The following is a 14533-nucleotide window of genomic DNA, read 5'->3' as shown; positions in this document are numbered from 1 at the left end:
TAGTCGGCGACTAATATGCACTGTCAACTTTGAAAGCCCCACTGGCTAAGGCGACAACGAGCACAATTTTTCTAGCCAATGACCGCGGCACATAATCGTTTCAGACTACCCAGCTACCGGGAAACGCTGTGCTATGATCCCTCTCATAAAAGTAACAATAGTGTAACTAATTGCACAAAATCTGCTTTATGCGCAATAAGAAACAACCATAATTCCGAATAATCAAGGGAAACTACGCAATCGCATTGCGTCTTACAAAAAAAGGGTGATATATGAAAGTCAGTAAGCTTAAATCCCTCGCTGCACTGGGCGGGCTGGGCTTGTCGGCGTTTGCGCCATCGCTATACGCACAAGCCGCGCTTGAGGAAGTTATTGTAACGGCTCAAAAGAAAGCTGAGTCACTGCAGGACACGCCTATCTCATTGACCGCGTTCAGCGAAGACCGCCTCGAAGTTGAAGGCATCAGCAGCCTGGGCGACATCGGCTCTAAGGTTCCAAGCCTGACCATTGAACCCTTCCCAATCAATAATGCCACACTGCGTATCTTTATTCGCGGTATTGGTATTTCAGACGCGCAAATCACCCAGGATCCACCGGTTGGTATTTATGTAGACGGCGTCTATATCGCCCGCTCAACAGGTACCGCACTGGATGTAGCAGATCTGCAACGTATCGAAATTCTGCGCGGCCCGCAGGGCACTCTTTATGGCCGCAACACCACAGGTGGCGCGATCAACCTGGTGACCAAGAAGCCCACCACTGAAGGCATCGAGTTTAAGCAGAAATTCACCGCAGGTAACCGCAACCTGTTTACATCAAAGAGCACCCTGAACCTGCCACTTAGCGATACCATCGCCGTGAAGTTGGCGGCGATGCGCACGATGCAGGATGGCCACATTGAAAACACCGGCCCCGGCGGCGACTTTGGTGACCGCGACGTAGAGGGCTACCGCGTCGATCTGCGTTGGGATATCACTGACTCATTGGCAATGGACTTTGCCTACGACAAGTCGGATTTCGACTACTACAACACGCAGTATCAGCACGTTCGTCCGCGTACACCGATCCCAGGCAGCCAGGCTGACTTAGTATCGGCAGGCCAAAAAGCGAGCTATTCGGACTCTCGTCAGAAGCGCGTCGGTACGGTAATGCCTTTCGAGCCTTCAACCACCGATATTGAAGGCTTCGCTTTCACGCTGACTAAAGACTTTGAAAACACCCAAGTGAAGTACATCGGCGCCTACCGCGAGCTGTTCGATAAGTCCTATGCCGACCTCGGTGGCGGTGTACCCCTGGAGCCAGGTGAAAGCCCACATGGCGACAATTCTGAAAGTAAAGATATCTTCCGCCTGGACTCGAACGAGTACTGCGGCGCGGCCGCAGAAGCGGTAATGGGAGCAGGCCAATGCTTGCCACTGGTCTACCCCAAGGTAAACCAGGAGCAGTACTCTCACGAATTGCAGATCAGCGGCGACCTGTTTGAAAGCCGTGTGAACTACATTGTCGGTGCGTACTATTTCAAAGAAGAAGCCACCGAAGACAATGGCCCACTTCACCACCAGCTGAGTGGCCCAATCAATATCGACATCCCGGTCATCGGCGGCCTGCTTAGCAGCACTCGCGCAGTAAACATGCTTAGCCAGGTTTACGATATTGAAAACGAAGCGGCGGCGCTGTTTGGCCAATTCACCTGGACACCGAATATTCTGGACGACCGTCTGCACTTGACCTTCGGCGCACGCCGCTCCGAGGACAAGCGCTCTACCGTTAAATTCCAGATCGACCGCACTTACGCAGAAACCCCCGTCGGCCCCATCGATGTTTCGTTTGCACAGTGTGGCGGCGACCCTACCAATGGCACATGCCGCGACTTCGACAACATCGCAGCCTCTCAAGACTTCAGTAACGACTCATTCAGCTTTGTTGCCGAGTACGATCTGACTGACGACATCAACATCTACGCCAAACGTGTAGAGGCCTACAAGTCTGGTGGTTTTAACACCCGCGACCCGCAGCAAGACGGCGACCAAGGCCCCGCGGCTGACGGCATCGATTACGGTTTTGGCTACGCTGATGGCTTCGACGCTGAGTACGTGACCTCCTACGAGCTGGGTATTAAGAGCGAGCTGATGGATCGCCGCCTGCGTATCAACGCGGATGTATTCTTCAGTGAATACGAGGACATGCAGCTGAACTTCATCCTGGCGGGCACAGTGGCAGATACTAAGGTCACTAACGCCGGTGAAGCAGAGATGTTCGGCTTTGAAGCTGACGTGACCTTCCTGGCCACAGAAAACTTGTTGATGATGTTGAACTACGCCTACCTCGACACCGAGGTTACCAAGGCCACCGACATCAATGGCAACGACGCCTCTGACCAGTTCGTGTTCTTCTCAGCACCGGAGCACAGCTTCACTGCCTCGGCTGACTACACTCTGCTGCAAGCCGACTGGGGCCGCACCAGCCTGAACGTCAGCGTGAACTACATGGACGAGCGCAACGGCGGCTCGCGTGCTGAAAACGTTAAAAACACGCAGCTGCGTCAGTACGAGCTGGTTAACGCTCGCCTTAGCCTGACCGACGTTCCCTTTGCTGGCGGCCGCCTCGCTGCGGGCCTGTGGGCGAAGAACCTGCTGGATGAAGAGTACGAGCTGACAGCGGTCGATAACCTGCCTCAGGCAGACCGCTCGGTAATTTGGGGTGAGCCCCGTACCTACGGCATCGACATCTTCTATGAGTACTAAGTAATTGGTCTTATTTGGGCTGCTTATGCAGCCCTTTTTTTTGCCTGCAACATGCAGAAAAGTCATCGCCAGCAACATTAAACCCTGGAAACGCAAGCACTAGGCAGTTGCCGAAAAAGGCGAAAAACAGTAGATTAGACGCAGTTTTTAATACAGACATATTAAAAGAGTCACCACTATGAGCGATAAAGATAAAAGCAGCCCCAGCAAACCCCTCCGCGCCAGCGATGTGAGCAACTGGGATATTGAAACAGATGTAGCCATTGTCGGCTTCGGCGGCGCAGGTGCTTGCGCGGCGATTGAAGCAGCCGATGCAGGCGCCTCGGTCGCACTGTTTGAGTTAGCCAGTGCCAGCGGTGGCTCCACGGCACTCTCAAGCGCTGAAATTTACATGGGTGGCAATGGCGGTACGCCGGTTCAGAAAGCCTGTGGCTACGAAGACGACACTGACAATATGCTCAGCTATCTGCGCGCATGCTTTGGCAATCAGGCCGATGACGCGAAATTGCAGCACTACTGTGAAAATAGCATCAAGCACTATGAATGGCTTACCGGCATGGGCGTTCCCTTCAAAATGAGCGAGCTAAAGGAGCGCGCCATTATGGCCCTGACCGATGACTGCCTGCTGTTTACCGGCAATGAAAAAGCCTACCCCTTCTACGAGCAGGCAAAGCCCGTGCCCCGCGGACACAACCTTGAAGTAGAGGGCGACAACGGCGGTCCGCTGCTGATGAGAATTCTCACTGACGCGGTGGAACAGCGCCCGGCGATTAACGTTCATTACGAAGCCCGGGCATTGACCTTGATTCAAAGCGATGAAGGCGAAGTCGTTGGCATCGTGGTGCGTATCAACCAAAAAGAGCAGTACGTGCGAGCGACTAAAGGCGTAATCCTCTGTGCCGGCGGGTTCTGCATGAATGAAGACATGCTGCGCCAATATGCTCCCCAGTTTGACTGCGGCCTGACACCAATCGGCAATCCCGGTGACACCGGCAGCGGCATCCGTATGGGCATGGGTGCAGGTGCAGCGGTCACCAATATGCACGAGTGCTTTGTCAGCCTCCCATACTACCCACCGTCGTCACTGACTTACGGCATTTTGGTCAACGATAAGGGCCAGCGCTTTATCAACGAAGACTGCTATCACGGCCGCGTTGGCTATAACGCCTTGCTTCAGCAGCAAAATTCAAAGCGTATCTACCTGATCACCGACGTTGACGGCTACGGCGACTACGAAAAGATGAGCTACCTCGGTGCCCAAGTTGCCGGCACCGGTGAAAGCATTGCCGAGCTTGAACAGGAACTGGAATTGCCCGAGGGCAGCTTGCAGCACAGCCTGGATACCTACAATCAAAATGCAGAGCGCGGAGAAGACCCCCTATTCCATAAATCAGAGGCCTGGCTGCGGCCAATTCAAGCGCCTTACGTTGCCCTGGACTGCACTCTGGGGCGCGGCCCCTTCTACCCATTCTTCACACTCGGTGGACTGGAGAGCTTACCGACCGGAGAAGTGCTGAACGGCGACAAAGAGGTCATTCCCGGCCTTTATGCTGCCGGCCGCACCACTGCGGGTATTCCACGAACAGCGGCGGGTTACGCCAGTGGCATGTCAGTGGGTGACGCAACGTTCTTTGGTCGCATGGCCGGCAAGCAAGCCGCTCTTCGTTAAATTCAGCGGCAAAACCACGAACACCTGCCTCGGAAACTACCTACGTTTTCGAGGCAGGCCTGCCACACCATTTGTGTTAGCGTAGCAACTAAACATAATTACACGTTTGCTATGTCCAGCACGACAACTGAACAACAAGAGCTAGCCGACGAACGGCGCAGTATCGAACGCTCAGGTCGCTTACACGGCGCGCACTGGAGTGTGCTGGCACTTTCGCTCGTACTCACTTTTTTTGTTTGGCAATACGCTGAGCGCCAAGCACAGGACAAGCGCGAAAGCCGCTTCCAACGCTACAGCTCCCAGGTTGTTGGCCTGATTCAGGAACGGCTCCACAAGTACGAAGATGCCCTCTGGGCTGGCGTGGCCGCTAAGCACTCCCATAGTCAAGCGGTCGACCTGGCAACGTGGCGGCGCTTCTCCTCGGCCTTACACATTAGCGATAAATACCCCGGCATTAACGGCATTGGTGTTATCGACTATGTGCCTCGGCAGCAGTTAGACGACTACCTTGCTACGCACCGACGGGACCGCCCGGCATATAAGGTGCACCCGCAGCACACACTACCCTTTTTGCTGCCCATCACCTTTATCATGCCGGAAGATAAAAATGCCGCAGCCATTGGTCTCGATGTCGCCCATGAGGCGAACCGATTGCGCGCCGCGCTTAACGCCCGAGACAGCGGCAAGGCACAAATTACCGGCCCGATCGTACTGGTACAGGACGCTAACAAAACGCCGGGGTTTCTTTTCTACGCGCCATTTTATCGCCAACACAGTGAAACATTAGAGGAGCGCCGCGCCAATTTCGCAGGCATGGTCTATGCGCCTTTTGTGGTCGCTGAACTGATGCGCGGAACACTGGAACAGCAACAACGGGATATATTTTTGCGCATTTCTGATGGCGATACCGTGCTGTACGATGAGTTCCCTGACAACCATGAGGCACAGGGCCTGTTCGCCGAATACAAGCTGAATATCTACGGCCGTGAATGGCAGATCGCGACGGCCAGCAGCCCAAGTTTCTGGCGTAATACTGACGATTCGCAGCCCAAGATCATCCTGGTCTGCGCCCTGGTTATTGATGCCATGCTCCTGCTGCTGTTTATCAGTCTGAGCCGCGCTCACCGCCGCAGTTTTAATTTTGCGCAGCGCATGTTGGCCAGCTCAGAGAAAAACGCCGCCGCCCTGACCCAGACCATTGATAAGCTGGAGCAAAGCAACCACCAGTTGGAGCGCTTTGCGTTTATTGCCTCACACGACCTGCGTGAGCCGCTGAGAAGCCTGGGAAATTACAGCGAGCTGCTCAAAAATGATGATGGCAGTATGACAGACGAGCAGCGCGGCAAGGCCATCGGCTTTATACAGGCAGCTGCTACGCGCATGGAAGAGCTTCTCACCGCCCTACTCAACTACAGCCGCATAGACTTCAGCTACCAAGTTGAAACGGTAGATTGCACTGAATTACTCGCCGAATTGCGCGATGATCTCGGCCGGCAACTAGCGGACGGTCAAGTGGATATTCGCGTTGGAGCAATGCCGACCATTCAGGTCGGGCGCAATGAGATCCGCCAGCTTTTACAAAACCTGATTACTAATGCGATAAAATTCCGCGCAAACGACAGGGCCGCACAAGTAGAGATCGAGTGCACCGAAAAAGAGAGTACATGGTTATTCAGTGTTTGCGATAACGGTATTGGTATAGACAGCGCGCATCAGAATGCTATCTTTGATGTATTCAAACGACTACACCGACACGAAGATATCCCCGGCAGCGGCATAGGCTTGGCCAGCTGCAAAAAACTTTCAAAACTGATGGGTGGCGAAATTTGGGTGGAAAGCGAGGTCGGAAAAGGTAGCTGTTTCTATTTCACCGTACCAAAGGGCGAAAAATAATGAGTCCGAGTGTGAATTCCATACTGTTGATCGATGACAGCGACGCCGACAATTACTACCACCAGTTATTACTGGAGCAGGCCGGTATAGCGACGCAGATCACCGCTTGCACCTCGGCATTAAGCGCCCTCGACTACCTGATTGCCGCCTTGGATGGCGAGCACCCCATGCCGGACATCATCTTCCTGGATATCAACATCCCCTCGGTCGACGGCTGGGAATTTCTCAATCACTACAGCCGCTGTCTGACCAAGGAGCAGCGAACAGCGGATATTTACATGCTGTCAACGTCGACCGACCCGAAAGACCGTGAGCGTGCAGAAGCGCACCCGCTGATTGAAGGCTACATCAGCAAACCGCTACAAAAAGATTGGTTGGACGGCCTCACTCAGCAGCTCGAACCGTCCTAATTACCGAGAAATCACCGAAGCGCCAGCCCTAACGCAGACTTGCCGTTGCTTGCTTAGCCATATAGCCCGCCAGTTTATTACGCTGATAGCTCAGCGCTGACGATGCCACGCGGCCACTCTCACCACTTTCAATCCAGCGCTTGATCCGGCCTGCATCCCCCACCGGGCTACTCTTACCGAATGAATCCAGCATTACCATGACGACCGGGCGATCATCCACTTCGGTTTTCATTACCAGACAGCGTCCCGCCAGATCTAAGTAACCGGTCTTACTCACTTCGGCCTGCCAGCGCTCATAGCGCAGCAAAGGGTTCGTGTTGACGTAAGCCAGACGGTATTGCGGACGGCTAAAATTTGCCGTGTGAACGGGCGTTGTGGAATATTCTTTGATTTCGGGATACTCGGCAGCAGCAGCCACCATTTTTGCGAGATCAAGCGCCGTCGAGGTATTTTTAGGCGACAGGCCGCTACTGTCGACGAACCGTGTGTTCTTCATCCCCAATTCGGCGGCCTTAGCGTTCATCGCCGCTACGAATTGCCGCTCCCCGCCCGGATAATTATTCGCCAACGCCGCTGCAGCAAGGTTTTCGGAGGACATTAGGGCAAGCCTCAGCAGTTCACCTCTGGGGAGCTCTGAGCCAACGCGAATACGGGAGAAGTAGTAATTGATCGCCCGGCGATCTACGTCGCTGAAGCGAATTTTTTCATTTAGGGGCTGGGCACTATCAAGGATGACCATCGCCGTCATCACCTTGGTCAGCGATGCGATCGGCATGCGAAGATTAGCGTGCTTTTGGAACAAGAGCTCGCCGCTTTCCGCATCCATTGCCAATGCGCTAACGGACGCCAGCTTTAATCGTTCCTGCGTGTTCCCAGCAAAAACACTACCGCTGAATATAATAAGTATGGCGGTGATGAGAGAACTCAAACTTCTCATAGACTTTGCCCTAACGTTTTTATTTAGCCAGACATTAGCACAGCTCAGGGGCCGCAACTGTGCGCGCTGTCGCCTTTCTTAACACAAACGCTAGGTTACAACAACTTCGCCAAGTGATTTTAAACCATTGGTATAGTTATGCTTTCAAACGAAGACTGTCCAGAATCTCGTCTACGGCGCCGCGATCCATGTCTCGATCCTCCATGGCGCAGGTATAGGTGACAAGCAGCAAATGATCCTCCGCCATCAGATACCATTCACGTATAAAGTCGCCTTGGTCTTCGCCAACAAACTCCCAACCGCGCCACGCTTCACCAACCTCGACTCGCTCGCCATCACTCAGCGAGTGCCCCATTTCCGCGATCAGTCGCTCAAGCCCCTGTGGGTCGACCCTGCCGTCATCGGATTGCAGGTTGCTGAGGCAGATACAACCCAGCTCGTCTTCATCGAAGATTAAAATACTGTCGTCATCACGTTCGCTGTGCCACTGTTCAGGCAACGCAATAAACCAAAAATCACTTTCGACTTCACGCATGGGAATTATCCTGTATACAAGGGCAACGGCGTCGACATGAGGATGGCATCTTCGCGACCGTTGGCCGAGGGGTAATAGTTTTTTCGGATACCGTCTTCGGTAAAACCCAAAGCCCGATACAAGGCACGCGCCGGAACGTTGGATTCACGCACCTCCAACAAGCAGCGTTGGGCGCCTATTTGCTGCATCCACTCCAACCCGTCACAGAGGAGCTGTCGTCCTAGACCGCGACCGCGCTGTTTATCGCTAACGATAATATTGAGCAGACTGAGTTCGTCTAAAACCAGGGAAAACGCCGCAATCGCGATCAACCCGCTACCCTCGCGCAGCGCGAAGCAGTAATCGTCTCGCAGGCTGCGCCGCCAATTTTCATCTCGCCAGGGATAGGGGTCACTGTGGCGACTAAGCATTAGGCAGGCCGGCAAATCGACACTGCGTAGTTCAACGAAGTCGAGCGTCTTAGACACTTGCCTGAACAGCCCGTAATGCCGCCCATAACTCGGCTTTCGCGCCGAGGCGCGTCTGTAAAACCTCGACACTGGGTGCCTGAATCAGCTTCGCAGAATGCGCGGCCAGATAGTCGCCATCGACATAGGGGCGCAATGAATCCCCAAACACAACAACCACGTTCGCCGTGACAGTGCTGCCACGCTGCGCAATAAGGTAGGCACTCAGCGCCTCGCGCGCTTCTTCTTCGCCCGTTAGCAAGCCCGGCACTTTCACAATAGGCCAATCAAACACGGTGGCCGATAACGACAGTTGCTGCTCACGCTGCCAGTGCCGCGCCATCGCTCGGGCAATATTGGCTACAAGCCGTTTACTGGCCGGTGATAGGTCTGAATTGCTGCAGTCGGCCAAGAACCGTATACCGATGCCACTATCGACCAGGCTAGCAGTAAAACGCAGCGCGGTGCTGCGCTCCGTCTCGGCAGTCGCCGCCGTGGCGGAGCGTTTCCCAACCGGCTTCTCTGCAGGCGAATCTTTACTTCCGGTCAGCTCTCCCAGCGCACGGCGCGCAGACGCCGTATCGATATTCGGCGCCCCGGTTTCAAGTGGCTGCTCTAATTCAACTACGGCATCGCGCGGCGGCTCAGGCGCCTGCGCGTATTCAGCGCGAACACTGGGCTTGGCGCCAGGCAGGCAAAAACGCGGCACATAGAGCGGTAGCCCCATGGCCTTTAGGTAAGCATGCTGAAGCTCAGCGCTCACTACACGCCCTCGCGCTGGGGATGAGCACGGGCGCTGTCCAGCTCCAGCAGGTTCAATGCGTCCAGATACGCTTTGACCGAAGCGACAATGATATCGGTATCCGCACCATTGCCATTGACGATACGGCCATTCTTGGCGAGACGCACCTGCACCTCGCCTTGCGAGTCGGTGCCCTGAGTAATGGCATTAACTGAGTAAAGTTCCAGTTTTGCGCCGGAGTTTACCGCCGACTCAAGCGCTTTAAACGCCGCGTCGACAGGTCCGTCACCCTCTGCACTGACACTGTGAGATTCACCATCGATGCTCAATAAAATATCGGAGCGCGGCTTAAAACCACTGCGCGACACCGCCTCCAGGGTTTGCAGCTGGTAGCGCTGCGGTTTATCACCCGGCTGCACATCGCTCATTAACGCCTGCAGGTCCTCGTCGAAGATCTCGTGTTTCTTGTCCGCCAGTTCTTTAAAACGGGTGAAGGCGAGATCGAGCGCACCTTGATGAGCGACTTCTATGCCCAGCGCTTCAAGCCGCGCTTTAAAGGCAGCGCGGCCCGAATGCTTACCCAGGACCAGCTTGTTGGTGTGCCAACCCACATCCTGAGCGCGCATAATTTCATAGGTTTCGCGATGCTTCAGCACGCCATCTTGGTGAATACCCGACTCGTGGGCAAACGCATTGGCACCGACAATCGCCTTATTAGGCTGCACAGGAAAGCCCGTAATCGACGAGACTAACCGCGATGTCGGCACAATTTGCGTAGTGTCTATTCCCACATCAACCGGGAACACATCGCGCCGGGTGCGAACAGCCATAACGATTTCTTCAAGAGAGGCGTTACCCGCGCGCTCACCCAAGCCGTTGATGGTGCACTCCACCTGGCGAGCACCATTCATCACTGCCGATAATGAGTTGGCCACTGCCAGGCCCAAGTCGTTGTGGCAGTGCACAGAAAATATGGCTTTGTCGGCGTTGGGAATGGTGGTTATTAAGCGCCGAATCAGCTCGCCATATTCACCGGGCTCACCATAACCCACGGTATCCGGCAGATTGATCGTTGACGCTCCGGCGTCGATGACCTGCTCGATAATTCGGCATAAAAAATCAAACTCGGAGCGAGACGCATCCTCGCAGGAAAACTCCACATCGCCAACGAGATTGCGTGCGTGCTTAACCGCCGATACAGCGCGCTCGACCACGTCATCTGGCTGCATCCGCAACTTATACTGCATGTGGATAGGCGAGGTTGCTATGAACGTGTGGATACGACCCTGCTTGGCCGGCTTCAATGCCTCGGCAGCGCGATCAATATCCTGCGCGCCCGCCCGTGATAAGCTACATACCGTACTCTCACTCACGGCCTCTGCAACGGCTTTTACCGACTCAAAATCTCCGACACTGGCAATTGCAAAACCCGCCTCGATAACATCCACACCCATGCGCTCCAGCATCTTGGCAATGCGAACCTTCTCCTCTCGCGTCATTGACGCACCGGGACTTTGCTCGCCGTCTCGCAAGGTTGTATCAAAAATTACCAGCCTGTCTTGTGCCACTCCGTGCTCCTTCTGCCACTGCACTGATGAGAATGGCCCAATTATAGACTTTGTGGACCATTACCGCGCCCCCAATTTAACACTCGCCGCGCGCTCTGCGGAACTTGTCGGCGTATCGACATCAAACATGCACATAAGCCTGTCGTGCACTTGACCTGCGCCGCCGGGCACGGCTAAGTAGCCTTTTAAACCTCGAATCGACCGTCGGAGCTGTTCAATTATGCGTGCACTGCCATTGACGATAAGCCTCATAGCACTGCTTGCACTGCCTACTGTGACTAGCAGTGCCTTGGCTAACGAGCAACAGAGCAAGTCATTGGAAGAAGCCGCCGCCAAGCCCAGCAACGGCCTGCAAACGCCACGGCAAAAGCGCTCCGCGGCGATCATCGCTCGCGCTGAAGTACCCGAAGCCGACCCCAATATCGCCTTAAACATACTCGGCCACGATATTCTGCGCGGCAGTTTTCAACGCCTCTATTGGACCGCGGGGCAAGCCGTAGCCGGGCTCGCCATGCCCACCCCGGTTTTGGTTGCCGCTGGCGTGAACCCCGGGCCCACACTGTGCCTTACGGCGGCGGTGCACGGCGATGAACTCAACGGCGTGGAAACTATTCGCCGCGTGATGTTCAGCCTGGAAAGCGACAAGCTAAATGGCACCGTCATTGGCGTACCGATCGTCAACATGCACGGTTTTCTGCGCACCTCTCGCTACCTGCCTGATCGCCGCGATCTCAACCGCTATTTCCCCGGCGATGCACAGGGCAGCTCCGCTGGCCGCATTGCCCACAGCTTTTTCAATGAGGTGATTTCCCACTGCGACCGCCTTATCGATATTCATACCGGTTCCTTCCATCGCACCAACCTCACTCAGCTGCGCAGTGACCTGGGCAAAGAGAGCGTGCAGCAATTTAGCAAAATGTTTCACGATGTCACGGTATTAGATGGCGCCGGTGCCAAGGGCACCCTTCGCCGCGCCGCGGTCGACGCAGGCATTCCAGCCGTTACGCTCGAAGCCGGTGAGCCGTTGCGAATGCAGCTTAAAGAGGTGAAGCAGAGCGTCAACGGTATTAAAGCCGTTATGCACTACATGAAGATGATCGACGACAAACCCGTTCGCGCTCCCAAACAGAAAGTCTTTTATAAATCACTCTGGCTACGCGCCGAGCAAAGCGGCGTTTTTCTGTCGGAGAGCAAGTTGGGCGAAAACGTGAAAAAGGGCGATATCCTTGGCACCGTTACCGACCCAATCACCAACCGGTCCAGCGTGATCCGCAGCAGCGTGGACGGCCAGATCATCGGTATGGCGCTCAATCAAATGGTCATGCCGGGCTTTGCCGCCTACCATGTGGGCATCGCTGCCGACGAGAAGCGCGTCACGGCGGAAAAGGTCGCCGACTCCGTGGTAGCCGAAGCGCTGGAACCGGTTGCCGAAAATATGAAAGAAGCAGCGCGTGAGGCGGCGAAGTCTGCCGCCGAGCGCAGCGATGACCCGAAAACGGTTAGCGATGCTGCCCGCGAGGCGGTGAAAGAAGCCGCCAAGGACGCTGGCCGCCTGCTGGAGGAGAAGCCCGCCAAACCCAAAGCGGGTGACCACCTCGCTCCCGATGCGGCGTCATTGCCTGAAGACGCCCAACACCGCGAGATAGACGAGCACCCGGAATAACGCCGCGCGCTAGGCCAGCAGCGGGAGGTCGGTAAAGCCCACTTCTCGCTCTAGCTGCCCTGCCAAGCTAAACAACAACTCTTCTTCACACATACCGGCGATAAATTGCATACCAAACGGCAGCCCGGTGCTGGTTTTATGCAGCGGCACCGACATGCAAGGCAGGCCCGTAATATTGCCAAGCAGGGTGTAGGCCATTTTCCCGAGCACCGGCAAGGCCATTTTTTCCACCAATCCGCTACGCATTAACGCTCGGCCTATATTCATACGGTGAGACGCCAGCATTTGTGCAGCCTCCCAGGGTGACGGCGGTAACTGACCGTGTGGCACAGCAGCGGTGGGCGTTGTCGGGCAAAGTAGGACATCGTAATCGGCCATCAACTCACCCGCGGCACGTTGCACTTTGTGCCAGCCGTAGCGCGCCTCCACGAGGTCTGCCGCGGAAAAGGAGCGCCCCATCATTGCCAGATTTTTGGTTGAGGGTTCACAGCGGCGGATGTCACTGCCGGGGTAATCTCGTTGAATACGGCGCAGCAAACCGGCTACCTCTGCCCCGACAATAACCAGAAAGTCGCGCCACATTTGGTCTCGATCTACCGACAGCTCAGCTTCCTCCACCCGGTGTCCCAGCGCCGCCAGTTGCTCAGCGGTTTGTTCCAGCCCGGTCAGTACCTCGGGGTCAACATCGGTCGGCACCAGCGGCTCTCGGCACAGGGCAATGCGCAAAGGCTTTGGATCCCGCACAGCAGCCGCAAGGAAACTGCCCTCAGGCGGCCGAATATTGTAGGGCGCCCCCAGCTCCGGCCCGGCTGTGCAGTCTAGCATGGCGGCACTATCGCGAACGGTTCTACTCAACACATGCTCTGCCACCGCCCCCTGCCAATCCTCCCCCAGATCGGGGCCCATTGGGTTGCGGCCTCGTGACGGTTTTAAACCAAACACACCACACCAGCTCGCAGGGAAGCGAATCGAGCCGCCACCATCGCCACCGTGGGCAATGGGTACAATGCCCGCCGCCACAGCTGCTGCACTCCCCCCTGAGGAGCCACCCGTGCTGTAACCCTGCCGATGCGGGTTGTGAGACGGGCCAAAACGCTTGGGCTCGGTGGTGATAATCAGCCCAAATTCCGGCGTATTCGACTTCGCAAAAATATTCAGTCCGGCCGCTTTATAGCGCTTTACCAGCTCGCTGTCATAACGGGGGGTATAGGACAACGCGCGACTCCCCATACAAATCGGTTCACCGGCGAACATCGCCATTAGATCCTTCAGCACAAAGGGCACACCTTGAAAGGGCCCCTCTGGCAGACCATCAGTAATCTGCTGTCTGGCGCGATCGGCAAAACTGTGGATCAGCACATTTAACTGCGGGTTACAGGCGGCGGCCCTGGCCAGTGCCGCATCCAATAATTCCTGTGCCGACACCTCTCCACGGCGCGCCAGAGCCGCCAATTCCATCGCGTCGAACTGAGAGTATTCGCTGAACATGATCGTTATCCTAGTTAGTGTCGCGGCCCGAACGCCGAACAATGGAAAAGTTGCTCGATGCTGGCTACATTGATTCAGGCCTGCCAGTTTTTGTTAATTTGGAGCCTTCGCCCATGAGAATGTCGGACAGTATCTTGCAAGAAATTCGTGTGCTTTCCCAGTTCAATCCCGCCTCGGGCCTGGAGGGCATCAAGGTCCATCACGATGCCGACCCCGCGCTGATTGCCGCGACCGAACGCTTGTTTAGCAAAGGCATCATCAGCCGCATAGACGGCGGTTATCTCACCGACGCCGGCATTGAGCTTATGCGTCACCTGGATAGCCTGACAACGGTCTTGGGTACCCATATGGAAAGCGCGTCGCTGCACTAGGTGTAACAATTCACTCACTGGCGACCACACTAGCGGAAATCGCGTTACACTGAGGGCTTTGCTTCCC

General features: G+C 55.5%; 12 protein-coding genes. 6 read left to right on the top strand and 6 right to left on the bottom strand.

Features of this window, described 5'->3' with window-relative positions:
- Positions 1–272 precede the first annotated feature (272 nt).
- The 4 genes from HNR64_RS12960 (at position 273) to HNR64_RS12945 (ending at position 6716) form a co-directional block, all read left to right on the top strand.
- Positions 273–2744: a TonB-dependent receptor gene (locus HNR64_RS12960; RefSeq protein WP_204996871.1), complete on the top strand. Its 2472-nt coding sequence runs from the start codon at positions 273–275 to the stop codon at positions 2742–2744.
- Positions 2745–2922: 178 nt separating this feature from the next.
- On the top strand, positions 2923–4413 hold the full coding sequence (locus HNR64_RS12955) for an FAD-dependent oxidoreductase (protein WP_204996870.1): 1491 nt from the start codon (positions 2923–2925) through the stop codon (positions 4411–4413).
- Between the two features lie 111 nt (positions 4414–4524).
- Positions 4525–6306 carry a sensor histidine kinase gene (locus tag HNR64_RS12950; protein WP_204996869.1) on the top strand — a complete coding sequence of 594 codons (1782 nt, stop codon included), beginning with the start codon at positions 4525–4527 and terminating at the stop codon, positions 6304–6306.
- An 11-nt stretch (positions 6307–6317) separates the two neighbouring features.
- Complete coding sequence (locus HNR64_RS12945) at positions 6318–6716, top strand: response regulator (RefSeq protein ID WP_204996868.1); 399 nt, start codon at positions 6318–6320, stop codon at positions 6714–6716.
- 28 nt (positions 6717–6744) lie between these two features.
- On the opposite strand, the gene pbpG is transcribed toward HNR64_RS12945, so the two are convergent.
- The 5 genes from pbpG to HNR64_RS12920 all read right to left on the bottom strand — a co-directional run bounded on the left by pbpG (position 6745) and on the right by HNR64_RS12920 (position 10944).
- Positions 6745–7653, bottom strand: a complete 909-nt coding sequence (gene pbpG / locus HNR64_RS12940) for a D-alanyl-D-alanine endopeptidase (protein ID WP_204996867.1) — start codon at positions 7651–7653, stop codon at positions 6745–6747.
- 136 nt (positions 7654–7789) lie between these two features.
- On the bottom strand, positions 7790–8188 hold the full coding sequence (locus tag HNR64_RS12935) for a hypothetical protein (protein ID WP_204996866.1): 399 nt from the start codon (positions 8186–8188) through the stop codon (positions 7790–7792).
- 5 nt (positions 8189–8193) lie between these two features.
- Positions 8194–8655 carry a ribosomal protein S18-alanine N-acetyltransferase gene (rimI, locus tag HNR64_RS12930; protein ID WP_204996865.1) on the bottom strand — a complete coding sequence of 154 codons (462 nt, stop codon included), beginning with the start codon at positions 8653–8655 and terminating at the stop codon, positions 8194–8196.
- Positions 8648–9397: a hypothetical protein gene (locus HNR64_RS12925; RefSeq protein ID WP_204996864.1), complete on the bottom strand. Its 750-nt coding sequence runs from the start codon at positions 9395–9397 to the stop codon at positions 8648–8650. Before HNR64_RS12925 ends, rimI begins: the two co-directional genes overlap by 8 nt.
- Positions 9397–10944, bottom strand: a complete 1548-nt coding sequence (locus HNR64_RS12920) for a 2-isopropylmalate synthase (RefSeq protein ID WP_204996863.1) — start codon at positions 10942–10944, stop codon at positions 9397–9399. Before HNR64_RS12920 ends, HNR64_RS12925 begins: the two co-directional genes overlap by 1 nt.
- Before the next feature lie 220 nt (positions 10945–11164).
- On the opposite strand from HNR64_RS12920, the gene HNR64_RS12915 reads away from it, so the two are divergent.
- The gene (locus HNR64_RS12915; RefSeq protein WP_204996862.1) at positions 11165–12607 is read left to right on the top strand and encodes a succinylglutamate desuccinylase/aspartoacylase family protein; all 1443 of its coding nucleotides are present in this window, start codon (positions 11165–11167) and stop codon (positions 12605–12607) included.
- 9 nt (positions 12608–12616) lie between these two features.
- Here HNR64_RS12915 and HNR64_RS12910 read toward each other — a convergent pair whose 3' ends face one another.
- On the bottom strand, positions 12617–14095 hold the full coding sequence (locus HNR64_RS12910; protein ID WP_204996861.1) for an amidase: 1479 nt from the start codon (positions 14093–14095) through the stop codon (positions 12617–12619).
- A 113-nt stretch (positions 14096–14208) separates the two neighbouring features.
- On the opposite strand from HNR64_RS12910, the gene HNR64_RS12905 reads away from it, so the two are divergent.
- Positions 14209–14466: a TIGR02647 family protein gene (locus tag HNR64_RS12905; RefSeq protein WP_204996860.1), complete on the top strand. Its 258-nt coding sequence runs from the start codon at positions 14209–14211 to the stop codon at positions 14464–14466.
- The last annotated feature ends 67 nt before the right edge of the window (positions 14467–14533 follow it).

It is taken from the genome of Spongiibacter marinus (genome assembly GCF_016906995.1).
GTDB classification, from domain to species: domain Bacteria; phylum Pseudomonadota; class Gammaproteobacteria; order Pseudomonadales; family Spongiibacteraceae; genus Spongiibacter; species Spongiibacter marinus.
This window is presented reverse-complemented; position numbering and strand designations above follow the sequence as displayed.